Here is a 22,380-nt window from a genome sequence, read left to right as displayed (position 1 = left end):
GGTGTTGGGGGAGCGCATTCGCGAGCAAGCCCGTTCCCACATTTTGATCATATTTTCAGCTGGATATCAGTGGCGCTCCAAGGCGTTGACGAGGTCGTGGAATGCTTCCCGATTGGACTCGTTCAACCCCATCAGGATCTTGTGCGCTTCCAGCACCTTGATCCGCACGACTTCCTCGGACTGGTCCTGGGACGGCAGGTCGGTCAGGCATTCCGGGCAAGGGATTGGGCGGTCAACGATGTTGAACACCTGATCGAAACCCATGGACTGCAACAGACGGGTGATGTCTTCGTGGGTGGTGACGACCGTAGGCAACAGGCCGACCTTCTGCCGAGACAGAATGGACAGCTTGGCCAACAGCCCAAGGGTGGTGCTATCGATGCTGCGGGTTTCGGTCAGATCAATCACGATCGCCGAGAAATTCAACGCAGTGAAGATCCGCTCAATCGTCGCATCCAGCGCCGAACACAAGGTCAGGCGCACTTCACCGACAAACTTCAGGACGAAGGTCCCGTCTTGCTCGGCGAATTGGATTCTTCCGGTACTCATCAAAGATTCCTGCTCAACACCAATAGGGCGATATCATCCGGCATCTCCCCCAGCGTGGCCAATCCAAACACTTGCCGCAGGCCATCCAGGCTGCCGCCTGCCGACTTGACCTTTTGGGGCAAGGCGGCTTCTTTCTCCTTGAGTGTAGGCTCTGGAAGGAGGTCCAGGATGCCATCAGACATCAGCGTAAGGCTAAATGTCGGCGGCAGTTCCAGGATGTGGTCCTCGTAGGTCGCTTCATTAAACAAGCCTACGGGCAGACCACGGCCTTCCAGGTAACGCACACTGTCTGGAGTGTATAAAACCGGCATCGGCAGGTGACCGCCGATGCTGTAGGTCAAAAGACCGGTTTCTTCATCAATAACGCCGCCGACCATCGTCACGTGCTTGCCCAGCTTGCAGCTGATCAGGCCTCGGTTGATGTGGCCAAGCACCTCGGAAGGGGTGAACTCCGGCAAGGTGCCATTGCGCTTGGATTCGAACAACAGCCGTGTCGTCATGAACTTCAACAACACCGTAACAAAAGCAGAAGACGCGCCATGGCCGGAAACATCGGCCAGGTAAAACGCAACACGCCGCTCATCGACACGGAAGTAGTCGACAAAATCACCCGACAAATACAGTGACGGGATGATCTGGTGCGCAAACTGGAACTCGTCGATGGTCCATGGGCTGACCGGCAGCATGTTCATCTGCACCTGGCGACCGGCGTTCTGGTCTTCCTGGAGCAGATTCAGGCTGGCTTCAAGCTCACGGTTGGCGGTTTCAAGCTTTTCGCGGTAGCGCTGGTTTTCCAGCAGCAGACGTGCACGATCCAGGGCACGGCGCACCGAGTGCTCCAGTACCGCCAGGTCTTCCAGGGGTTTGATCAGGTAATCCGCAGCGCCCAGGCGCAGGGCCTCGACGGCATCGTTCATCACCCCGGCACCGGACACGACAATCACCGGCGTCTGCGGAGCAAGCTCGGTCACCTGGCGAATCAGCTCCAGGCCGCCCATCTGGGGCATGCGCAGATCGCAGATCACGAGGTCGGGCTTGTCGCGCTCGAACACCTGGAGACCCTGTTGGCCGTTGCTGGCCTGCAGGACGCTGAAGCCACTGTCTTCCAAATAGGCCGCGAGACTCGCGCGCACTACTTCGTCGTCATCGATTATCAGCAGCGTGGCACTGGTTTTTTGCATGTGGGCAAACGGCGCCAGAATTAGGTTGGCGTAGGTGGCTCGACAATGGCCGGGCTCACGTACTGGATTCGCTTTCTAGCCTCTCTGTCCTACAAAGCACGGGCTTTTGGCCCACGCACAACTGTAAAGCAGAGGTGCCCTTCTAAGGCGCAGACGGTACTCCCATCCGTCAGGGGTTTCAAGCTCATGCCGATGGTCGCCGAGCGTCTTTACATCGCAAATCACCGGGAGTTATAAGAACACGCACGACCACAACACAAAGTAAGGATGGAGCCCATGAGCGAACACGCGCGCGACTACGCCGAAAAACGCGATTTCATCCGTATGCGTGTAGATGCCGATGTATCTTTGATCCACGCAGGGCAGGAGATTGCCGCCGTTTGCGTGGACCTTTCCAGCTCCGGCATGCAAGTGCAGGCACCCCGCCAGTTCAAGGTCGGCGACCGACTGAAGGTGCGCATCGACTCAGAGCACGCAGCCCTGAAAGGCCTGGAAGCCGACACCGAAGTGGTATGGACAAAAACCGCCGGAGAAGACCAGCACCTGGGCCTCAAGATCCTGAAAATGCACTGAAATTCGCGCACAAAAAAGGCGACCCCTGGGTCGCCTTTTTTCATTTCAAAACATCACAACTTAGAAGTCGTCGACAACCTTGCCGTCCTTGACCTTGAACTCACGGTTCTGCAGGTAGGCGTTACGAATGAAGGTGTACTTGTCGCCGGTGATCAGCTTCTCGCTGTCGAGCAGGCTGGCACGGGTATCGACGATGTTCAGGCCGAAGGTGCTGTTGCGCCACCCGATATCGTTCATGTAGCGGTACGGCTGGGTGTAGCTGTCCACGTATTTGGACGGCGCATCACGCAAGGTGCTTGGGCCCAGCAGTGGCAGCATCACGTAAGGACCGCTGCCGACGCCCCAGTAACCAAGCGTCTGGCCGAAGTCTTCATCGTTGCGATGCAGCCCCATTTTGGTGCCGACATCAATAAAGCCCAGCACGCCAAAGGTGGTGTTCAACAGCAGGCGAGCGGTGTCAACGCCGGCTGCGTGAGGCTTGAGTTGCAACACGTCATTGGCAAAGTTGCCGACGTCGCCGATGTTGCGGAAGAAGTTGTGGATACCCGTTTGCACGAATTGTGGAGTGACAAACTGATAACCCTGGGCCAATGGCTTGAGCGCATAGGTATCAACGGTGTCGTTGAAGGTGAAGATCGGGCGGTTGACGCTTTCCCATGGATCATCTTCCGATGCAGCCTGGACGGCGAACGGGGCCAGCAGGACAGTGGCACACACGGATAGCTGAGCGAAGTAGTGGCTCCAGCGCATAGCTTTTGCTCCTTGATTGATCTGTCATGGGCGCTATGCCCTGAATAAGGCCGTCAGTATATGACGGAAGTATGGATTTAGGCAGCAACCGGGAAACGTCATGCAGAAAATGCACAATTTCCCTACAAATAACGCCGATGTCATCGGCTTGTCATCCTGTCCCGATAGCGTCACAGCTATTTCAGGGATGTCGATATGCCCCACGCCGAGATTGCCACCGCCAGCGCGCCTGCCCTGACCGCTGTTCTGTTTGGCCTGAGTGGTTGCCTGGTAGATTTTGGTTCCCGGGCGCGCACTGATTCACCCTCCCCCAATTCCCTGGCAACCCCCGGCGCCCTGAAAATCCTGCGCAGCCTCAAGGAGCAAGGGGTTCCCTGCGCCTGGCTGGATGAGCTCCCCCCCTCGGTCACCACCCCACTCGCCGCTGAGTTACCCGACTGGCTCAAGGCATCGTCACCCTCCTCGATTCGCTGGCCCGCACCACACGCGTGCTGGCAGGCCTTGATGGAGCTGAACATCGAGCGCCTGGAAGGCTGTGTCTTGGTCAGCGGTGAGCCGCGCTTGCTGCAATCTGCGCTCAATGCCGGGTTGTGGACCATTGGCCTGGCGTCCTGCGGCTCGCTGTGCGGCATGGCGCCCGAACAATGGCAGGCATTGAGCGAGCAAGAGCGCGAGTACAAGCGTGGCAAAGCCACCGTAGCGCTGTATGGGCTGGGCGTGCACTCAGTGATCGACCACCTTGGCGAGCTCGGCACCTGCCTGGCGGATATCAGCCTGCGCCAGCTCAAAGGCGAGAAGCCCTGATCGAGATCATGCACAGTTGGCGCAGGTGGATTAATCTACAGGCCAGCCCGTAGACCTTTCACGGCGTGCCGCGGTCTATGCCAGTGACTATCGATAAAAGGAAACACGTCATGCCTGATCGCAAAAAACTGGAAGAACAGGTCGAGATCCTGCGCGGGCAATTGGAACAGGATCCCCCGCTGTCGGAAGAAAAACGTGAAGCCCTCGAAGAGCTGATTGCCAAATTCGAAGTGCAACTTGAATTGGAACCGGCCACCCAGACGCCCAGTATTTCCGACGATGTGAACCAAGCCGCCATAGAGTTCGACGCTGAGCACCCGGTGATTTCCGGGACATTGCGCAACATCATGATCACCTTGGGCAATATTGGGATCTGACAGCAAAAAGCCCCACAATCGCGGGGCTTTTCAATTTTACTGCCGTGCCAGACGCACGTTCTGGAACGCCACATCTTCGGTGCTGCGGTACGGGTTGATATCCAACCCGCCACGGCGCACATACCGCGCATACACCGTCAATTTCTCAGGCTTGAGCAAGCGCTGCAGGTCGAGAAAGATTCGCTCAACACACTGCTCATGGAAGTCCGAATGCTGGCGAAAGCTCACGATATATTCCAACAGGCTAGCGTGATCCAGCGCTGATCCACGGTACTCCACCACCACACTGCCCCAATCGGGCTGGCTGGTGACCGGGCAGTTGGATTTGAGCAGATGGCTGTGCACGCTCTCCTCGACAATGCGCGAATCATCGCAGCGCAGCAGTTCCGGACGCGGGTGCTCATAGCTGCTGACATTGATATCCAGGTCATCGATGCACACGCCGGGCAACGCCATCACCCCTTCGGCCTCGATTTCGGCCAGTTGGCGAATGCGCACGAGCACAGGCTTGCCGGCAGCGGCGCTCAGGTCGGTGCGCAGGGTCGCTTCCAGGCTTGCCGTATCGACAAACGCGGTTTGGTTCAGCGAATTGAGGTACAGCTTGAAGGACTTGGACTCGATGATGTTCGGCGAGTCCGCCGGGATGCTGAATTCACCGATGGCCACCACCGGCTTGCCCGAGGGCAGCAGCCAGGACAGTTCGAAGCAGTTCCAGAAATCCACGCCTTTGTAGGGCAAGGTCTCGGCGCTCAGGCCCAGCTCGGCCCACTTGGCGGTACGCGGAATCGGGAACAGCAACGAAGGTGTGTAAGTGGAGATGTATTCACTGGACTTGCCCAGCGGCGAATGTTCGGCTGCGGGATGCATGGCGGAAACCTGGCTAAATAAACCGCGCCAGTCTACCAGCCTTTGCGCCCGCGCCTAAGCAACACCGGATCAATCGACGTTGAGCTTGCCGACCATGCCCGCCTGGTAATGCCCTGGAAGGTTGCAGGCAAATTCAAGGCCCGTGGCCTTAGTGAAGGTCCAGGTCAGTTCGGCGGTTTTACCGGGCTCGACCAACACGCTGTTGGGATCATCATGCTTCATCGCGCCATGGCCCATTGCAGCGTGGTCCATCTTGCCCATTCCGGTGGCAGTGAGCATGCCGCTGGCTTGCATCTGCAACATTTCCTTCTGGTGTTCGGCATGCATCGCCGCATCGCCCAGGTTAAATTCGTGGAGCAACTGGCCCTTGTTGACGAGCACGAAGCGCACCGTCTCACCGGCTTTTACATCCAGAGACTTGGGCGAAAAGGAAATATCCTGCAGTGTCACTTCCACGGTGCGCGTCGCCTCCGTCGCCGCTGCTGCATGGCCAAACGCATAGGTATGGGCCGCATCCGCCATTGCATCAACACTCAACACCAACAGGCAACCCGCCAACAACAGGGGTGTACGCAACGCCATCGCTATCTCTCCAAAAGTGTGTGACTCGCTTGAGAGGCACTCTAAGATTGCGCCGCTGCCAGCCAGCTGACTGCTAGATTACAACTTTGTCAGGTTGCGCCCTTACCCTGTAACCCACGGTATAAAGCCCGTCGCGCACCGTTACCAAGAGCCGCCCATGAAACTGCTGATCGTCGAAGACCAACCAAAAACCGGCCACTACCTGCGCCAAGGCTTGGCCGAGGCTGGTTTTACCACCGAACTGGTAGCCGATGGCACCACCGGCCAGCACCTCGCCTTGACCGGCGACTACGACCTGCTGATTCTCGACGTGATGCTACCTGGCCGCGATGGCTGGCAAATCCTGCAGGCGGTGCGCAGCGCCGGGCAAGAGACCCCAGTGTTATTCCTCACCGCCCGTGACGCAGTAGAAGACCGCGTGCACGGCCTGGAACTAGGCGCCGACGACTACTTGGTCAAACCCTTCGCTTTCTCCGAACTGCTCGCCCGTGTACGCAGCCTGTTGCGTCGAGGCGGCAGCACGCCCCAGGAAACCGCCCTGCAGCTGGCCGATCTGCGCCTGGACCTGATTCGCCGCCGCGTCGAACGGGACGGCCAACGCATCGACCTCACCGCCAAGGAGTTCTCCCTGCTGGAATTGTTGCTGCGTCGCCAAGGTGAAGTGCTGCCCAAGTCGCTGATCGCCTCCCAGGTCTGGGACATGAATTTCGACAGCGACACCAACATCATCGAAGTGGCGATTCGCCGGCTGCGACTGAAAGTCGACGACAACTTCCCCAACAAGCTGATCCACACCGTGCGCGGTATGGGTTACGTGCTGGAGGAACGCTTCAATTGATCAAGCGCCTCTCCCTGGCCAGCCGCCTGGCGCTGCTGTTTGCGGCGTGTACCGCCGTGGTGTCGCTGCTGGCCGGCGTGTTGTTCAACCATGCCAGCGAAGCGCACTTTATCGAACTGGATCAGCAGTTGCTCGACAGCAAATTGGTGGCCCTGCGCAGCACACTGCTGGGCGTCGACACGCCGCAGCAATTCAGCCAGAAGGAAGCGCAGCTGCGCGCCGAACTCAGCCGCCAACCCGATCTCGCCCTGCGCATCAGCGCTGCCGACCAGCTCTGGTTTGACGACGCACCGGGCGTCACGCTGCCCGCGTCGCCCGGACTGCATCGCCTGCACAAGGCAGGTACCGACTACCGCATCTACAACGTGCCGCTGATGCCGGGCCAGCCGAACTCCCCGCAACTGAGCCTGATGCTCGACATCACCCACCACCAACACTTCCTGCAACGCATGCAGCACCTCATCTGGCTCACCGTCGGCCTATCGGCCCTGGCCACGGCGCTGCTCGGCGCCTGGGCAGCGCGCAGTGGGCTGCGGCCATTGCGGCGCATGGGTGAAGTGGCCGCAGGCGTGTCGGCGCACTCCCTGACTCAACGCCTGCCCCAGCAGCACATGCCAGTGGAACTGGCGGAACTGGCCCAAGCCTTCAACGCCATGCTCGGTCGCCTGGACGATGCGTTCCAGCGCCTCTCAGCGTTCTCTGCCGACATCGCCCACGAACTGCGCACCCCGTTATCGAACCTGCTGACCCAGACCCAGGTCATCCTCACGCAGCCCCGACCGCTGGAGGATTATCGCGAGGCGTTGCACAGCAACCTGGAAGAGCTGCAATGGATGGCCCAATTGGTCAACGACATGTTGTATTTGGCCAAGGCCGACCACGGCTTGTTGGTGCCCAAGCGCGAAACGTTGGTGCTCGAGGATGAAGTCGACGCGTTGCTGGAGTTCTTCACGCTGCTGGCGGAGGACGCACACGTCAATCTGATCCGCGAAGGCACTGCCCGTACGACGGGCGATCGCGGGATGTTGCGCCGGGCCCTGTCAAACTTGCTGGATAACGCGCTGCGGTTTACCCCTCAGGGTGGCGAGGTGCGTGTACGCATCGAGGATGGGGTGAGACTTTGCGTCGAGAACACCGGAGAAGGCATTCCAGCGGCGTTGCTGCCGAGGTTGTTTGATCGGTTCTACCGCGCAGACCCGGCGCGCCATGAGGGTAGCAGTGAGCATGCAGGATTGGGGCTGGCGATTACCCAGTCGATTGTGCGGGCGCATGGGGGACGGATTTTTTGTGAGTCCGGGGCTGGGTGGACACGGTTTGTGATTGAGTTGCCCAAGATAGATTAATGCAATCCGTGCCGACCTCTTCGCGAGCAAGCCCGCTCCCACATTCGACCGAGTACATCCTTTGGAATGCAGTCAAAATGTGGGAGCGGGCTTGCTCGCGAAAGCGGTCTTGAATACTACGAATACCTCAGCGCATGCGCCGGCTCAATCTTCGCCGCCCGATACGCCGGATACAGCGTCGCCAAAAAGCTCAGCACAAACCCTGCCGTGCAAATCAGCACCACATCCCCACCCTGCAGCTCCGAAGGCAAGTTGCTGACGAAATACACATCCGAACTGAATATGTGCTGCCCGGTCACCCGCTCCATCCAGCCCACCAGTTCACTCACGTTCAGTGCCGCAATCACGCCCAGTACGCCACCGATCAAGGTGCCGACAATACCGATCACCGTGCCCTGCACCATGAAGATCGCCATGATCTGCCGTGGCGTGGCGCCGATGGTGCGCAGGATCGCAATGTCCGCGCCCTTGTCGTTCACCACCATGATCAGCGTGGCAATGATGTTGAACGCGGCGACGGCGACAATCATCAGCAACAGCAGGCCGATCATGGTCTTTTCCATCTTCATCGCGCTGAACAGGCTGCCTTGGGTGTGGGTCCAGTCGTCCGCCTTGTAGGCCGCACCCAGGCTGGCGGCGATGTCCGCCGACACCTTGGGTGCCGCGTACAGGTCTTTCACCGCCAGGCGCACGCTTTGCACCTGGTTTGGCTGCCAGTGCTGGATCTCTGCGGCGTCGGCCATGTTGATCAGGGCCATGGAGCCATCCAGCTCGGCGCCGACCTTGAAGATGCCGACTACATTCAAACGCTGCATGCGCGGCGTGATTCCGCCGGGTGCGCTGCTGATTTCCGGCACGATCAGGGTCAGCTTGTCGCCGACATTCAGGCGAAAGCGTCGCGCAGTGATTTCACCCACTACCACGCCAAACTCGCCGGGCTTCAGGTCTTCGAGCTTACCCTGCACGATATGCTGGGCCACGATGGACACCTTGCCTTCCTGGGCCGGGTCGACGCCGCTGATCTCGATAGGCTGCATCGCGCCCTTGTAGGAGAACATGCCGTCCATCTGCGTGAACGGCACCGCAGCGGTCACTTGCGGGTTCTTCATCGCGGCGGCGGCCACTGGCTGCCAATCATCAATCGGGTTCACGCCAACGATGGTGGCATGAGGCACCATGCCGAGGATGCGCGAGCTCATTTCACGCTGGAAGCCGTTCATCACCGACAACACCACGATCATCGCCAATACGCCCAGGGCGAGGCCGATCATCGAGGTCATCGAGATAAACGAAACAAAACGGTTGCGGCGCTTGGCGCGGGTATAGCGCGTGCCGATGAAAATCGATAACGGTCTGAACATTCGCGGGCACCGTTGGAAAAATAGAAAACCCGGTGTCAGACACCGGGCTTGAAACAGGTCAGATGGCGACCAGATGACCTTCCTGCAGGTGCAACACGCGGTCCATCTGGCGGGCCATGCTCATGTCATGGGTCACCACCAGGAACGCGGTGCGCATCTGGGTGCTCAGTTCCAGCATCAAGTCCTTGATGCCCTGGGCGGTGTGGGAGTCCAGGTTGCCAGTAGGCTCGTCGAGCATCACCAGGCCTGGGTTGTTGACCAGGGCGCGGGCGATGGCCACGCGCTGGCGCTCGCCGCCGGACAATTCAGCCGGCTTGTGCTCCAGACGATGGCCCAGGCCGACGCGCTCCAGCAGCGCCTTGGCACGCTGGCGGGCTTCCGGGATGGCGGTCTTGCCGATCAGCAGCGGCATGCACACGTTTTCCAGGGCCGTGAATTCCGGCAGCAAGTGGTGGAACTGGTACACAAAGCCGAGTGAACGGTTGCGCAGTTGGCCACGGGCCTTTTCACCGAGGGCCGACAGTTCTTCACCCGCCAGCCACACGCTGCCCTTGGACGGCGTATCGAGCCCGCCCAACAGGTTCAGCAAGGTACTTTTGCCCGAACCGGAGCTGCCGACAATCGCCACGCGCTCACCAGGATGCAGTTCCAACTGCAGGTTCGACAGCACCACCACCGACTCCGGGCCTTCCTCGTAGGATTTGCCCAGGTCGCGGCAGCTCAAGATTGCTTTTTCACTCATGCCCGATTCACTCATAACGTAAGGCCTGTGCTGGCTGGGTACGTGCCGCGCGCCAGGCTGGATACAGGGTGGCAAGGAAACTCAGGACCAACGCAGCACCGCCCACCATCAACACATCCTGGGCCTGCACCTGGGACGGCAAGTAGTCGATGAAGTAGACGTCAGCGTTGAGAAACTTGTGGCCGATCAGGGTTTCGAGGCCGGCGATGGCGGCGCTGACGTTCAACGCGGCCAGAATGCCCACGGCGGTGCCAATCAAGGTACCGACCACGCCGATCACGGTACCCTGCACCATGAAGATCGCCATGATCTGCCCCGGCGTGGCGCCAAGGGTGCGCAAAATCGCGATATCGCCCTTCTTGTCGTTCACCACCATCACCAGCGTGGAGATGATATTGAAGGCGGCCACGGCAACGATCAGCAGCAACAGCAAGCCGATCATGGCTTTTTCCATGCGGATGGCCTGGTACAGGTTGCCGTGGGTTCGGGTCCAGTCGCGGGCGTAGTACTGGCTGTCGCCCAGGTGCTGGGCGATTTCCCAGGATGTGCGCGGGGCGTCGAACAGATCGCTGAACTTGAGGCGCAGGCCCTGCACCTGGTCTGGCTGCCAGCGATGCAGGCGCGCCAGGTCGGTGAGGTTGGTCAGGCCCAGGTAGCCATCGATCTCGCCAGCGCCCACGTGGAAGGTACCGACCACGGTGAAGCGCTTCATACGCGGGAACATGCCGGCCGGGGTCACGGTGACTTCCGGGGCGACGAAGGTCAGCTTGTCGCCCAGGCCCACACCGAGCTTGGCCGCCGCCTTGTCACCGATCACGATGCCGAACTCGCCAGGCGCCAGGTCATCGAGTTTGCCCGACAACATGAACTTGTCGATGATCGAGACTTTGCGCTCCTGGGCCGGGTCGATGGCATTGAGCAGGATCTTCTGCACCTTGCCGTCATTGGTCAGCAACCCCTGCATCTGGGTGAACGGCGCAACGGCCACCACCTTGGGGTTCTGCTTGACCTTGTCGGCCAGGCTTTGCCAGTCACTAATCGGCGAATCGCCTTCAATGGTCGCGTGGGGCACCATGCCCAGCACGCGGGTACGCATCTCATGATCGAAGCCGTTCATCACCGACAGCACCACGATCATCACGACTACGCCCAAGGCGAGCCCGATCATCGAGGTCAAGGAAATGAACGACACAAAATGATTGCGACGCTTTGCACGGGTATAACGCGTGCCGATAAATACGAAGAGAGGTCTGAACATGTCGGGGCTTGTTCGGAGGAAAAGAAGACGTCCCGGTGGCGGGGTCTGGTAAGCAGCTTTACACTCTGACCATTACCGCTAGCTGGGGTTCGCCATGTCGACATTAGATGAAGAAGAACGCCGCGAATACTACCGTATCGACGACATGATCGCACTTCAAATCAAAAGCCTCTCCGCCCCCGAAGTGGCGAGCAAGGAAGTGTTGCTGGATGATTCTCCACTGTTCAATCTGCTCAGCGAATTGCACCTGAGCGAATTCGAAGCCCAGCACCTGTTGCGCCAGATCAGCGAGAAAGATCGCAGCCTGGCCGCCTTCCTCAAAGTCCAGAACAAACGCCTGGATCTGCTCAGCCAGGTCATGGCGCAAAGCTTGCGCGATGAGGTCGGCGCCCCGCAGCCGGTGATCATTTCCGAAGGCGGCATCGACTTCCAGCACCCCACGCCCCTCGCCCCCGGCGCGCACCTGGCCATCAAGCTGGTGCTGATGCCCCAGGCGCTCGGCCTGTTGCTGCGCGCGCGGGTCACCCATTGCGACCCCAAGGGCGGTGGTTTTGACGTGGGCACGGAATTCGAATCCATGACCGACGCCCAGCGCCAACTGCTCGCGCGCTACATCCTGCAGAAACAAGCCCAGGAACGCCGCCTGGCGCGGGAACAAAGCGACGCCCAAGACACCTGAATACGTATTCACCCCGCCAGACAAGCTGGCGCATAGGAGCAACTGTGACCCTGATCTACGGCCACCGCGGTGCCAAAGGCGAAGCACCGGAAAACACCCTCACCAGCTTTCAGGAATGCCTCAAGCACGGCGTACGCCGCTGCGAACTGGATTTGCACCTGTCCATGGACGGTGAGTTGATGGTCATTCACGACCCAACCCTCAAGCGCACCACCGACCGACGCGGCAAGGTCGTCGAGTATTCGGCAGCAGACTTGGTGAAGATGGACGCGCGCAAAGGCGGCCCGGGCTGGGTCAAGCCCTGCCCGATCCCACGCTTGGAAGAATTGTTCGAACAGTGCGATTTCGATCACTGGCAATTGGAAGTCAAAAGCGCTTCGCGCACCCGCGCTGCGACCACCGTGCTCGCAATTCGAGAAATGGCCGTACGCCACGGCCTGATGGACAAGGTCACCGTGACGTCGAGTTCGCGGGAAGTGCTGAAGGCGGCGGTTGAACTCACTCCCGACCTGTCACGCGGGCTGGTGGCCGAATACGCCTGGCTCGACCCACTGAAGGTCGCGCAAAACTATGGCTGTGAGATTCTGGCGTTGAACTGGACGTTGTGCACCCCTGAGCGTCTGGAAAAAGCCCAGCGCCAGGGCCTGCACGTGTCCGTGTGGACCGTCAACGAACCTGCGCTGATGCGCAGGCTCGCCGACTTCGGCGTAGATAGCCTGATTACAGACTTTCCCGGTTTGGCCACTGCCACTCTCGAGAATTACTGAAATCGGTCTCCCCGGCCGGCTCAGGCCACCGGCCGGAGCCGCTCAAAAAAGCCGGTTGAGGCCGTCGTAGGCCGCTACCCGATAGGCTTCGGCCATGGTCGGGTAGTTGAACGTGGTGTTGACGAAATACTTGAGGGTATTTTGCTCACCCGGCTGGTTCATGATGGCCTGGCCGATGTGCACGATTTCCGACGCCTGATAGCCGAAGCAATGCACGCCGAGCACTTCCAGGGTTTCACGGTGGAACAGGATCTTCAGCATGCCTTGCGGCTCACCGGCGATCTGCGCACGCGCCATGCTCTTGAAGAACGCCTTGCCCACTTCATAAGGCACCTTGGCCTTGGTCAGTTCGTGCTCGTTCTTGCCGATCGAGCTGATCTCGGGAATCGTGTAGATCCCGGTCGGCACGTCGTTCACATAACGCCAGCTGCCATTGTCGACGATGCTGCCAGCGGCCGAACGGCCCTGGTCATGGGCGGCACTGGCCAGGCTTGGCCAGCCGATCACGTCACCGGCGCCGTAGATGTTCGGCACGCAGGTGCGGTAGTTCTCGTCCACCTCGATCTGGCCACGGCTGTTGACCTTGACCCCGATGTTTTCCATGCCCAGCTTGTCGGTGTTGCCGGTACGGCCATTGCACCACAGCAAGGCGTCGGCCTTGATCTTCTTGCCGGACTTGAGGTGCAGGATCACCCCGTTGTCCAGGCCTTCGACCCGCTCATACTCTTCGTTATGGCGCACGGTGATGTTGTTGTTGCTGAAGTGGTAGCTCAACGCCTGGGAAATTTCCGAGTCGAGGAAACTCAGCAATTGGTCGCGGTTGTCTACCAACTCTACCAGTACACCCAGGCCGCTGAAGATCGAGGCGTATTCACAGCCGATTACGCCGGCGCCGTAGATGATCAGTTTGCGCGGGGTATGGCCCAGGCTCAGGATAGTGTCGCTATCGTAGATACGCGGGTGGTGAAAATCGATATCGGCCGGGCGATAAGGGCGCGAACCGGTGGCGATGATGATGTGCTTGGCCACCAACTTCTCGACCACGCCGTTGGAACAGACCACTTCGATGGTTTGCTCGTCGGCGAAGCTGCCGGTGCCGAAGAACAGGTCGACACGGTTACGAGCGTAGTAACCGGTGCGCGAGGCCACTTGCTTGGAGATGACTTTCTCGGCGCTTTTCAACACGTCCGGGAACGAGAACCAGCGCGGCTCACCAATGGCCCGGAACATCGGGTTGGTGTTGAACTGCATGATCTGGCGCACCGAGTGACGCAAGGCCTTGGACGGGATGGTACCCAGGTGGGTGCAGTTGCCGCCGACCTGGCGACGGCTATCGACCATCGCCACCTTGCGCCCCGCTTTGGCGGCGTTCATCGCCGCACCTTCTCCAGCCGGGCCGGAACCCAGTACCACCACGTCGTAGTTGTAGACAGCCATGCGTACTCCTCAGAACAGGCCAGGCGTACGGTTGGACGCCGGGCTAAATCATGCCGCGGCCAGCGGTCATGAAGGACAATTTGGCTCAAGTGTGTGAACCGGGGCACAGTCTATATAAGGCTCAACGCCGCGCACATTAACCCTTGGTCGCGTCGTAGGCCAGTATTGCCTTTACTACAGCACCAGGAAATTACAATTACACTCCCACCACGCACCTTCGCAGGACGAGCCATTATGCGGCATGTCGTTTTCTGTTTATTGCTGATGTTATCGGTCACGGTGCAGGCCAGTGAGGCGGACCGGCTCAGACAAGCCGATTTCCCGGCGCAGTCCCATGACCTGGTGCTGAAAAACCAGGCGGTGCTGATCTATCTCTGGGCGGATGTCTACGCCGCCGCGCTGTATGCCCCGGACGACACCCCTGCCAAACAAGCCTGGAGCCAGCAGAAGAGCCTGCGCCTGGCGCTGTATTACTTTCGCAACATCGACCGCAACGATGTAATCAAAGCCGCCACTACGGCCTTGGAGCGCCAGCAAACAGCCGCCACCCTCACCCGCTTGAAACCTGAACTGGATCAACTGCACGCCCGTTTTCGCGACATTCGCAGCGGTGACCGGTACGCCCTGGATTTTCACCCCGGCCGTGGCCTGAACCTGGAGATCAATGATCAGGTGGTGTTCAGCAGTCGCGATGACGAACTGGCGAGGGTTTACCTGGGAATTTGGCTGGCACCTAAAGGCCTCTCCGACAGCCTGCGCAACTCCCTCCTGAATTAACGCACATCCCCTGTGGGAGCGGGCTTGCTCGCGAACGCGGCGTGCCAGATAGCTCATCAAGTGCCTGACACACCGCGTTCGCGAGCAAGCCCGCTCCCACATTTGGATTTTTATCGCCCACAGATCCTTTGGCATTTAGTCAGCGTGCTATCAAATTTATTGCCGGTAGCGACTAATACACATATGGTTACAAAACACCGAAAGGACGATCTGCGACCAGGGAATCACTAATAAGATAGCCAAAACGAGTGAATGACATGTCCACTTCAACGGGCAAAGGCAAGGCGATCTTTCGCGTTGTCAGCGGTAACTTCCTCGAAATGTTCGACTTCATGGTCTACGGCTTCTACGCCACGGCCATCGCCAAGACCTTCTTTCCCACCGACAGCGCCTTTGCCTCCCTGATGCTGTCCCTCGCGACCTTCGGCGCCGGTTTTCTCATGCGTCCACTCGGCGCAATCTTCCTCGGCGCCTACATCGACCGTCACGGCCGCAAGAAAGGCCTGGTGATCACTTTGGCCCTGATGGCTGCCGGCACCATCCTGATTGCCTGTGTACCAGGCTATGCCACCCTCGGCGTCGCCGCGCCCTTGCTGGTGTTGTTTGGCCGTTTGCTGCAAGGCTTCTCGGCTGGTGTAGAGCTGGGCGGTGTGTCGGTGTACCTGGCGGAAATCGCCACCGCTGGGCGCAAGGGTTTCTTCGTCAGTTGGCAATCCGCCAGCCAACAGGCCGCCGTGGTGTTCGCCGGCTTGCTCGGCGTAGGCCTGAACCACTGGCTCAGCCCAGAGCAGATGGGTGATTGGGGCTGGCGGGTACCGTTCCTGATTGGCTGCATGATCGTGCCGGTGATCTTCGTGATTCGTCGCTCTCTAGAAGAAACCCCTGAATTCCAGGCCCGGAAACATCGCCCTACCCTGCAGGAAATTGTCCGTTCGATTGGTCAGAACTTCGGCGTCGTCATTGCGGGCATGGCGTTGGTGGTGATGACCACCGTGTCGTTCTACCTGATCACCGCCTACACCCCCACTTTCGGCAAGGCCGAACTGCACCTGTCGGATTTCGACGCCCTACTGGTGACCGTCTGCGTGGGCATCTCGAACTTCATCTGGTTGCCGGTGATGGGCGCGGTGTCCGACAAGATCGGGCGTAAACCCCTGCTGCTCGGCGCAACTATTCTGGCGATCCTCACGGCGTATCCGGCGCTGTCATGGCTGGTGGTCAATCCAAGTTTCACCCACCTGCTGATTGTGCTGCTGTGGCTGTCGTTCCTGTACGGCTCATACAACGGTGCAATGGTGGTGGCGCTCACCGAGATCATGCCGGTGGAAGTGCGCACCACCGGGTTCTCCCTGGCCTATAGCCTGGCGACCGCAACGTTTGGCGGCTTCACCCCTGCGGCGTGCACGTACCTGATCCATGTGCTGGACAACAAGGCGGCGCCGGGGATCTGGTTGAGTGGGGCGGCGGTGCTGGGGTTGATTGCGACGTTGGTGCTGTTTAAAGGCAATCGGCATGAGCTGAGGACGGCGCAGGCCTCAGTGATTGGTGGCGCTCGATAGATCGCTTGCTCGCGAAGAGGCCCTCACATTCACCCCAAATCCCACAGGCATAAAAAAGCCCCGAACCAGTCGGGGCTTTTTCATTTACTGCGAACGCTTAGCGCGGAAACGCCGGCGGGTTGACCCCAGCCATGTCTTCCATCACGCGAACCACCTGGCAGCTGTAGCCGAACTCGTTGTCGTACCACACGTACAGCACAACGCGGTTGTCCTGGGTAATGGTCGCCTCAGCGTCCACCACACCGGCGTGGCGCGAGCCCACGAAGTCGGTGGACACCACTTCCTGCGAATTAACGAAGTCGATCTGCTTATGCAGGTCGGAGTGCAGCGCCATGTAGCGCAGGTACTCGTTCATCTCTTCACGGGTGGCGGCTTTCTCAAGGTTTAGGTTGAGGATAGCCATCGACACGTTTGGCGTCGGAACACGGATCGCGTTACCGGTCAGCTTGCCGGCCAGCTCAGGCAGGGCCTTGGCAGCAGCGGTGGCAGCACCGGTCTCGGTGATCACCATGTTCAGCGCGGCGCTACGGCCACGGCGATCGCCCTTGTGGAAGTTGTCGATCAGGTTCTGGTCGTTGGTGTACGAGTGAACGGTTTCAACGTGGCCGTTAACGATGCCGAACTTGTCATTCACTGCCTTGAGCACCGGCACGATGGCGTTGGTGGTGCAGGAAGCAGCGGACACGATCTTGTCGTCAGCGGTGATTTCACCGTGGTTGATACCGTGAACGATGTTCTTCAGCTTGCCCTTGCCCGGTGCGGTCAGGACAACGCGGTCGATACCCGGGCACGCCAAGTGCTGGCCCAGGCCGTCGGCATCACGCCATACGCCGGTGTTGTCCACCAGCAGGGCGTCCTTGATGCCGTACTGGGTGTAGTCCACCTCAGTCGGGTTCTTCGCGTAGATCACCTGGATCAGGTTACCGTTGGCGGTGATGGTGTTGTTTTCTTCGTCGATGACGATGGTGCCGTTGAACGGACCGTGTACCGAGTCGCGACGCAGCAGGCTGGCGCGCTTGGTCAGGTCGTTCTCGGCGCCTTTGCGCACAACGATGGCACGCAGGCGCAGGCCGTCGCCACCACCGGTTTTTTCGATCAGGATGCGCGCCAGCAGGCGGCCGATACGACCGAAGCCGTACAGCACAACGTCGGTGCCTTTACGGGCAGCGGCGTTCTGTTGACCTACCACGTCAGCCATTTCTTCACGCACGAACTGCTCGGCGGTACGGCCAGCGCCTTCTTTGCGGAATTTGTAGGCCAACTTGCCCAGGTCTACCGAAGCCGCGCCGAGCTTGAGCTCGCTCATGGCTTTAAGCAGTGGGAATGTTTCGTGGACGGAGAGTTCGCTGTCGTCGGCGGAGCGATGGCGCGCAAAGCGGTGAGCTTTGAGAATCGCGATGACAGACTGGTTGATCAGGCTGCGGCCATAGATCGAGCTCACCACATTGTTATTGCGGTACAGCTGGCCGATAAGCGGAATCATCGCTTCTGCGAGTGCTTCACGGTCGATCCATTCACCAAGACACTGGTCGGGCTTCTGAGTCACGGGAACCTTCCACATGTAGGGGCAGAAAAAAGGGGCTACATTATGCCGCCCGACTGGCCTCGGAGCAATGCGCCCCAGGCAACAAAAAGTGCTTGCCAAAAATTGACACCCCGCTGGAGCCCAGTAAATACGCGGGTTCCAGAAGACCAGCTTCTTGTCAGGCAGGGCGACTTATCCGTAACCCTCCGAAAACCTCGTGCTTTTTGACACTACATATTGAGCCAAAAGGCACCATTGTTTGTCTTAGCCACTACATTTCCTACAAACCGTAATAGGCTCAGTCAGCAACTGACAGACGGCGCCTCGCACCGTTACAATTACCGACTTTGTCGCAACGCTTGGAGCTCAACCTTCCGTGCCCGTCCTGCGTCTACCGCTTCTCCCTGCTGCGGCAGGCAAACAGCACTGGGGCAATCTGCCCGGTGCCGCCCTGAGCCTGGCCATTGCCGAGGCTGCCAGCGCAGCCAAACGCTTTACCCTGCTACTGACCGCCGACAGCCAAAGCGCCGAACGGTTGGAGCAGGAGCTGAGCTTCTTCGCCCCCGATTTGCCGGTGCTGCATTTTCCCGACTGGGAAACCCTGCCCTACGACCTGTTCTCGCCGCACCAGGACATCATCTCCCAACGCATCGCGAGCCTGTACCGCTTGCCGGAACTGGCCCACGGCTTGCTAGTGGTGCCGATCACCACGGCCCTGCATCGCCTGGCGCCGACCAAGTTCCTGCTGGGCAGCAGCCTGGTGCTGGATGTTGGCCAGAAGCTCGACGTGGAGCAGATGCGCACGCGCCTGGAAGCCAGCGGCTACCGCTGCGTCGACACGGTGTACGAGCACGGTGAATTCGCGGTACGCGGCGCATTGATCGACTTGTTCCCGATGGGTAGCAAACTGCCCTATCGCATCGACCTGTTCGATGACGAAATCGAAACCCTGCGCACGTTCGACCCCGAGAACCAGCGCTCCATCGACAAGGTGGAATCGATCAAACTGCTGCCGGCGCGCGAGTTCCCGCTGCAGAAGGATGCGGTCACGCGCTTCAAGGCACGCTTTCGTGAACGCTTCGACGTCGACTTCCGCCGTTGCCCGATCTTCCAGGACTTGAGCAGCGGGATTACACCGGCCGGTATCGAGTACTACCTGCCGCTGTTCTTCGACGAAACCTCCACCCTGTTCGACTACCTGCCCCAGGACACCCAGGTGTTCTCGCTGCCCGGCATCGAACAAGCGGCAGAAAACTTCTGGAACGACGTACGTAATCGTTATGAAGAACGCCGCGTCGACCCCTCCCGTCCTCTATTGCCGCCCGCCGAGCTGTTCCTGCCGGTGGAAGACTGCTTCGCCCGCCTGAAAAGCTGGCCGCGCGTGGTCGCCAGCCAGCAGGACGTGGAAGCCGGCAGTGGCCGTGAGCGCTTCCCCGCGCAAACGCTGCCTAATTTGGCGATTGAAGCCAAGGCCAACCAGCCACTGGAAGCGCTCTCCAACTTCCTCGGTGACTTCCCCGGCCGCGTGCTGTTTACCGCCGAATCCGCCGGCCGCCGCGAAGTACTGCTGGAGTTGCTGGAACGCCTGAAGCTGCGACCGAAAACCGTCGACAGCTGGCCGGACTTTGTGAAAAGCAAAGACCGCCTGGCAATCACCATCGCACCGTTGGATGAAGGCTTGCTGCTGGACGATCCGGCCCTGGCACTGATCGCCGAAAGCCCGCTGTTCGGCCAACGCGTGATGCAGCGCCGTCGCCGCGAAAAACGTGCCGACGCCAACAACGATGCCGTGATCAAGAACCTCACCGAGCTGCGCGAAGGCGCGCCGGTGGTGCATATCGACCACGGTGTGGGCCGCTACCTCGGCCTGCAGACCCTGGAGATCGACAACCAGGCCGCCGAATTCCTCACCATGGAATACGCCGAGGGCGCCAAGCTCTACGTGCCGGTCGCCAACCTGCACCTGATCGCGCGCTACACCGGCAGCGACGACGCCTTGGCGCCGTTGCACCGTTTGGGCTCCGAGACCTGGCAGAAAGCCAAGCGCAAGGCCGCCGAGCAAGTGCGCGACGTGGCCGCCGAACTGCTCGACATCTACGCGCGCCGCGCCGCCCGCGAAGGTTATGCGTTCGCCGACCCTAAAGCCGACTACGCCACCTTCAGCGCCGGTTTCGCCTTCGAAGAAACCCCAGACCAGCAAACCACTATTGAAGCGGTGCGCGCCGACATGCTCGCGCCCAAGCCGATGGACCGCCTGGTCTGCGGCGACGTGGGCTTCGGCAAGACCGAAGTGGCCATGCGCGCCGCGTTTATTGCGGTACACGGCGGTCGCCAAGTGGCGATCCTGGTACCGACCACCCTGCTCGCCCAGCAGCACTACAACAGCTTTCGCGACCGTTTTGCCGACTGGCCTGTGACTGTGGAAGTGATGAGCCGCTTCAAGTCCGCCAAGGAAGTGAATGCGGCGGTCGCCGATTTGGCCGAAGGCAAGATCGACATCGTCATCGGCACCCACAAGCTGCTGTCGGACGACGTGAAGATCAAAAACCTGGGCCTGGTAATCATCGACGAAGAACACCGTTTTGGTGTGCGCCAGAAGGAACAGCTCAAGGCCCTGCGCAGCGAAGTGGACATTCTTACCCTGACCGCCACACCGATTCCGCGCACGCTGAACATGGCGGTGTCGGGCATGCGCGACCTGTCAATCATCGCCACGCCGCCGGCACGACGCCTGTCGGTGCGCACCTTCGTGATGGAGCAAAACAAAAGCACGGTCAAGGAAGCGCTGTTGCGCGAACTGCTGCGCGGCGGGCAGGTGTACTACCTGCACAACGATGTGAAGACCATCGAGAAATGCGCCGCCGACCTCGCCGAACTGGTGCCCGAAGCCCGCATCGCCATCGGCCACGGGCAGATGCGCGAGCGCGAACTCGAACAAGTGATGAGCGACTTCTACCACAAGCGCTTCAATGTGCTGATCGCCTCGACCATCATCGAGACCGGCATCGACGTGCCGAGCGCCAACACCATCATCATCGAGCGTGCCGACAAATTCGGCCTGGCTCAGTTGCACCAGTTGCGCGGCCGCGTCGGCCGCAGTCACCACCAGGCCTATGCCTATTTGCTGACGCCGCCGCGCCAACAGATCACCTCCGACGCGGAAAAGCGCCTGGAGGCTATCGCCAACACCCAGGACCTGGGCGCCGGTTTTGTGCTGGCCACCAACGACCTGGAAATCCGTGGTGCTGGCGAACTGCTGGGCGATGGCCAGAGCGGGCAGATCCAGGCTGTGGGTTTCACCTTGTATATGGAGATGCTTGAACGGGCGGTGAAAGCCATCCGCAAGGGCGAGCAACCGAACCTCGATCAACCCTTGGGCGGCGGCCCGGAGATCAACCTGCGCTTGCCGGCGCTGATCCCCGAGGACTACCTGCCGGATGTGCATGCGCGGCTGATCCTGTACAAGCGCATCGCCTCGGCCACCGACGAAGAAGGCCTCAAGGACCTGCAGGTGGAAATGATCGACCGCTTCGGCTTGTTGCCGGAACCGACCAAAAACCTGGTGCGTTTGACCTTGCTCAAATTGCAGGCCGAGCAACTGGGGATCAAGAAGGTCGATGCAGGGCCGCAAGGTGGGCGCATCGAGTTCGAAGCGCAGACGCCGGTGGACCCGCTGGTGCTGATCAAGCTGATCCAGGGCCAACCCAACCGCTACAAGTTCGAAGGGGCTACGCTGTTCAAGTTCATGGTGCCGATGGAACGCGCCGAAGAACGCTTTAATACCCTGGAGGCGCTGTTTGAGCGCCTCATCCCGAAATCTGTTTGAAGGACGCCGTCATGCGCCTGTTCCGCATCCTGAGCCTGTTGTTGGTGGTCGTGGCACCTTCGGCGTTCGCCGACAGCCCGTACCAGGTGGAAATGATCCTGGTGCGCCAGAATGCGGAGCCGGTGATCAACAGCCGCGCCGCCCCGGAAAACTGGGATGCCGGCGCTGCGCACCTGGGCACCGATAAACTGAGCCCGCCACGCCTGAACAACATTGTCGACAAGCTCAACGCCGACAACAGCTATACGGTGTTGGCGCACAAGGCGTGGGAGCAGAACCTCGGCGAGCAGCCGGTGAAGATCGCGATTACAGACGGCCAGGAGCAGTTCGGCCAGTTCCCCATCGAGGGCGTCTTGAGCCTGCAACTGGGCCGCTTCACCGATATTGACGCGGACTTCTGGATCAATCAGTTCGACAGCAACGGCAGCGTGATCGCCAGCGAGCATCTGGCCCAGAAAGACGTGCGCACCAAGAACAACCAGCTCAACTACCTGGACGGAGGCCATCTGGCGCTGCTGATCAAGATCACCTCGCTGACCGCCAAGCCGCCCAGCGCACCACCGCCTGACATTCAGGACTGATCCC

The 22,380-nt window shown here is 60.0% G+C and carries 21 protein-coding genes; 11 read left to right on the top strand and 10 right to left on the bottom strand.

The features are described from left to right. Positions 1 to 66 precede the first annotated feature (66 nt). Positions 67 to 549, bottom strand: coding sequence for an anti-sigma factor antagonist RssC (gene rssC, locus HF257_RS09545; protein WP_010566476.1), 483 nt, complete (start codon positions 547 to 549; stop codon positions 67 to 69). Continuing rightward, positions 549 to 1,730 carry a two-component system response regulator RssB gene (gene rssB, locus HF257_RS09540; RefSeq protein ID WP_017737359.1) on the bottom strand — a complete coding sequence of 394 codons (1,182 nt, stop codon included), beginning with the start codon at positions 1,728 to 1,730 and terminating at the stop codon, positions 549 to 551. Before rssB ends, rssC begins: the two co-directional genes overlap by 1 nt. A 276-nt stretch (positions 1,731 to 2,006) precedes the next feature. On the opposite strand from rssB, the gene HF257_RS09535 reads away from it, so the two are divergent. After that, entirely contained in the window at positions 2,007 to 2,303 is a 297-nt protein-coding gene (locus HF257_RS09535) for a PilZ domain-containing protein (protein ID WP_185709356.1), read from the top strand. A 60-nt stretch (positions 2,304 to 2,363) separates the two neighbouring features. Here the strand turns inward: HF257_RS09535 and HF257_RS09530 are convergent, their stop codons facing one another. Continuing rightward, positions 2,364 to 3,053 (bottom strand): MlaA family lipoprotein, encoded by a 690-nt coding sequence (locus HF257_RS09530; protein WP_185709357.1) that lies wholly within the window; start codon positions 3,051 to 3,053, stop codon positions 2,364 to 2,366. A 195-nt stretch (positions 3,054 to 3,248) separates the two neighbouring features. Between HF257_RS09530 and HF257_RS09525 the strand changes: the two genes are divergently transcribed. Together HF257_RS09525 and HF257_RS09520 are read left to right on the top strand one after the other, a co-directional pair. Next, the gene (locus HF257_RS09525) at positions 3,249 to 3,857 is read left to right on the top strand and encodes an HAD family phosphatase (RefSeq protein ID WP_185709358.1); all 609 of its coding nucleotides are present in this window, start codon (positions 3,249 to 3,251) and stop codon (positions 3,855 to 3,857) included. Positions 3,858 to 3,967: 110 nt separating this feature from the next. Then, positions 3,968 to 4,234, top strand: a complete 267-nt coding sequence (locus tag HF257_RS09520; RefSeq protein WP_185709359.1) for a DUF4404 family protein — start codon at positions 3,968 to 3,970, stop codon at positions 4,232 to 4,234. A gap of 36 nt (positions 4,235 to 4,270) precedes the next feature. On the opposite strand, the gene queF is transcribed toward HF257_RS09520, so the two are convergent. Both queF and copI read right to left on the bottom strand, forming a co-directional pair. Then, a complete protein-coding gene (queF, locus tag HF257_RS09515) occupies positions 4,271 to 5,101 on the bottom strand; it encodes an NADPH-dependent 7-cyano-7-deazaguanine reductase QueF (RefSeq protein ID WP_185709360.1) in 831 nt (276 codons plus the stop codon). Positions 5,102 to 5,170: 69 nt separating this feature from the next. Continuing rightward, positions 5,171 to 5,683: a copper-resistant cuproprotein CopI gene (gene copI / locus HF257_RS09510; RefSeq protein ID WP_185709361.1), complete on the bottom strand. Its 513-nt coding sequence runs from the start codon at positions 5,681 to 5,683 to the stop codon at positions 5,171 to 5,173. 157 nt (positions 5,684 to 5,840) lie between these two features. On the opposite strand from copI, the gene HF257_RS09505 reads away from it, so the two are divergent. After that, positions 5,841 to 6,521: a heavy metal response regulator transcription factor gene (locus HF257_RS09505; RefSeq protein WP_185709362.1), complete on the top strand. Its 681-nt coding sequence runs from the start codon at positions 5,841 to 5,843 to the stop codon at positions 6,519 to 6,521. Further along, positions 6,518 to 7,864, top strand: coding sequence for a heavy metal sensor histidine kinase (locus HF257_RS09500; RefSeq protein WP_185709363.1), 1,347 nt, complete (start codon positions 6,518 to 6,520; stop codon positions 7,862 to 7,864). The genes HF257_RS09505 and HF257_RS09500 overlap by 4 nt, the downstream gene beginning before the upstream one ends. A gap of 116 nt (positions 7,865 to 7,980) precedes the next feature. Here the strand turns inward: HF257_RS09500 and HF257_RS09495 are convergent, their stop codons facing one another. From HF257_RS09495 to HF257_RS09485, 3 genes are read right to left on the bottom strand one after another with little or no spacing between them, the layout of a single operon-like run. After that, complete coding sequence (locus tag HF257_RS09495; protein ID WP_185709364.1) at positions 7,981 to 9,225, bottom strand: lipoprotein-releasing ABC transporter permease subunit; 1,245 nt, start codon at positions 9,223 to 9,225, stop codon at positions 7,981 to 7,983. Positions 9,226 to 9,283: 58 nt separating this feature from the next. Further along, positions 9,284 to 9,967 (bottom strand): lipoprotein-releasing ABC transporter ATP-binding protein LolD, encoded by a 684-nt coding sequence (lolD, locus tag HF257_RS09490; RefSeq protein WP_185709365.1) that lies wholly within the window; start codon positions 9,965 to 9,967, stop codon positions 9,284 to 9,286. Between the two features lie 7 nt (positions 9,968 to 9,974). Beyond that, positions 9,975 to 11,225: a lipoprotein-releasing ABC transporter permease subunit gene (locus tag HF257_RS09485; protein ID WP_185709366.1), complete on the bottom strand. Its 1,251-nt coding sequence runs from the start codon at positions 11,223 to 11,225 to the stop codon at positions 9,975 to 9,977. A 94-nt stretch (positions 11,226 to 11,319) separates the two neighbouring features. On the opposite strand from HF257_RS09485, the gene HF257_RS09480 reads away from it, so the two are divergent. Together HF257_RS09480 and HF257_RS09475 are read left to right on the top strand one after the other, a co-directional pair. After that, positions 11,320 to 11,904: a PilZ domain-containing protein gene (locus tag HF257_RS09480; RefSeq protein ID WP_185709367.1), complete on the top strand. Its 585-nt coding sequence runs from the start codon at positions 11,320 to 11,322 to the stop codon at positions 11,902 to 11,904. A 44-nt stretch (positions 11,905 to 11,948) separates the two neighbouring features. Continuing rightward, entirely contained in the window at positions 11,949 to 12,671 is a 723-nt protein-coding gene (locus HF257_RS09475) for a glycerophosphodiester phosphodiesterase (RefSeq protein WP_017737347.1), read from the top strand. 42 nt (positions 12,672 to 12,713) lie between these two features. On the opposite strand, the gene sthA is transcribed toward HF257_RS09475, so the two are convergent. Further along, a complete protein-coding gene (sthA, locus tag HF257_RS09470; protein ID WP_017526644.1) occupies positions 12,714 to 14,108 on the bottom strand; it encodes a Si-specific NAD(P)(+) transhydrogenase in 1,395 nt (464 codons plus the stop codon). 234 nt (positions 14,109 to 14,342) lie between these two features. On the opposite strand from sthA, the gene HF257_RS09465 reads away from it, so the two are divergent. Continuing rightward, positions 14,343 to 14,885, top strand: coding sequence for a chalcone isomerase family protein (locus HF257_RS09465; RefSeq protein WP_185709368.1), 543 nt, complete (start codon positions 14,343 to 14,345; stop codon positions 14,883 to 14,885). 257 nt (positions 14,886 to 15,142) lie between these two features. Continuing rightward, positions 15,143 to 16,444: an MFS transporter gene (gene tcuC / locus HF257_RS09460; RefSeq protein WP_185709369.1), complete on the top strand. Its 1,302-nt coding sequence runs from the start codon at positions 15,143 to 15,145 to the stop codon at positions 16,442 to 16,444. A gap of 97 nt (positions 16,445 to 16,541) precedes the next feature. Here tcuC and HF257_RS09455 read toward each other — a convergent pair whose 3' ends face one another. Then, positions 16,542 to 18,005, bottom strand: a complete 1,464-nt coding sequence (locus HF257_RS09455; RefSeq protein WP_185709370.1) for a glyceraldehyde-3-phosphate dehydrogenase — start codon at positions 18,003 to 18,005, stop codon at positions 16,542 to 16,544. Positions 18,006 to 18,345: 340 nt separating this feature from the next. Here HF257_RS09455 and mfd point away from each other — a divergent pair, with 340 nt between their 5' ends. Continuing rightward, positions 18,346 to 21,795, top strand: a complete 3,450-nt coding sequence (gene mfd, locus HF257_RS09450) for a transcription-repair coupling factor (protein WP_185709371.1) — start codon at positions 18,346 to 18,348, stop codon at positions 21,793 to 21,795. Positions 21,796 to 21,806: 11 nt separating this feature from the next. Beyond that, on the top strand, positions 21,807 to 22,376 hold the full coding sequence (locus HF257_RS09445) for a CsiV family protein (protein WP_185709372.1): 570 nt from the start codon (positions 21,807 to 21,809) through the stop codon (positions 22,374 to 22,376). The last annotated feature ends 4 nt before the right edge of the window (positions 22,377 to 22,380 follow it).

This window comes from Pseudomonas cremoris, assembly GCF_014230465.1.
The sequence above is the reverse complement of the archived record's forward strand: the minus strand, read 5'-3'. Positions and strand labels throughout refer to the sequence as shown.

What these genes read in the sequence shown, in the direction of transcription:
- rssC (WP_010566476.1), bottom strand. Translation starts at nt 549, where the DNA reads ATGAGTACCGGAAGAATCCAATTCGCCGAGCAAGACGGGACCTTCGTC.
- rssB (WP_017737359.1), bottom strand. Translation starts at nt 1,730, where the DNA reads ATGCAAAAAACCAGTGCCACGCTGCTGATAATCGATGACGACGAAGTA.
- HF257_RS09535 (WP_185709356.1), top strand. Translation starts at nt 2,007, where the DNA reads ATGAGCGAACACGCGCGCGACTACGCCGAAAAACGCGATTTCATCCGT.
- HF257_RS09530 (WP_185709357.1), bottom strand. Translation starts at nt 3,053, where the DNA reads ATGCGCTGGAGCCACTACTTCGCTCAGCTATCCGTGTGTGCCACTGTC.
- HF257_RS09525 (WP_185709358.1), top strand. Translation starts at nt 3,249, where the DNA reads ATGCCCCACGCCGAGATTGCCACCGCCAGCGCGCCTGCCCTGACCGCT.
- HF257_RS09520 (WP_185709359.1), top strand. Translation starts at nt 3,968, where the DNA reads ATGCCTGATCGCAAAAAACTGGAAGAACAGGTCGAGATCCTGCGCGGG.
- queF (WP_185709360.1), bottom strand. Translation starts at nt 5,101, where the DNA reads ATGCATCCCGCAGCCGAACATTCGCCGCTGGGCAAGTCCAGTGAATAC.
- copI (WP_185709361.1), bottom strand. Translation starts at nt 5,683, where the DNA reads ATGGCGTTGCGTACACCCCTGTTGTTGGCGGGTTGCCTGTTGGTGTTG.
- HF257_RS09505 (WP_185709362.1), top strand. Translation starts at nt 5,841, where the DNA reads ATGAAACTGCTGATCGTCGAAGACCAACCAAAAACCGGCCACTACCTG.
- HF257_RS09495 (WP_185709364.1), bottom strand. Translation starts at nt 9,225, where the DNA reads ATGTTCAGACCGTTATCGATTTTCATCGGCACGCGCTATACCCGCGCC.
- lolD (WP_185709365.1), bottom strand. Translation starts at nt 9,967, where the DNA reads ATGAGTGAAAAAGCAATCTTGAGCTGCCGCGACCTGGGCAAATCCTAC.
- HF257_RS09485 (WP_185709366.1), bottom strand. Translation starts at nt 11,225, where the DNA reads ATGTTCAGACCTCTCTTCGTATTTATCGGCACGCGTTATACCCGTGCA.
- HF257_RS09480 (WP_185709367.1), top strand. Translation starts at nt 11,320, where the DNA reads ATGTCGACATTAGATGAAGAAGAACGCCGCGAATACTACCGTATCGAC.
- sthA (WP_017526644.1), bottom strand. Translation starts at nt 14,108, where the DNA reads ATGGCTGTCTACAACTACGACGTGGTGGTACTGGGTTCCGGCCCGGCT.
- HF257_RS09465 (WP_185709368.1), top strand. Translation starts at nt 14,343, where the DNA reads ATGCGGCATGTCGTTTTCTGTTTATTGCTGATGTTATCGGTCACGGTG.
- tcuC (WP_185709369.1), top strand. Translation starts at nt 15,143, where the DNA reads ATGTCCACTTCAACGGGCAAAGGCAAGGCGATCTTTCGCGTTGTCAGC.
- HF257_RS09455 (WP_185709370.1), bottom strand. Translation starts at nt 18,005, where the DNA reads ATGTGGAAGGTTCCCGTGACTCAGAAGCCCGACCAGTGTCTTGGTGAA.
- HF257_RS09445 (WP_185709372.1), top strand. Translation starts at nt 21,807, where the DNA reads ATGCGCCTGTTCCGCATCCTGAGCCTGTTGTTGGTGGTCGTGGCACCT.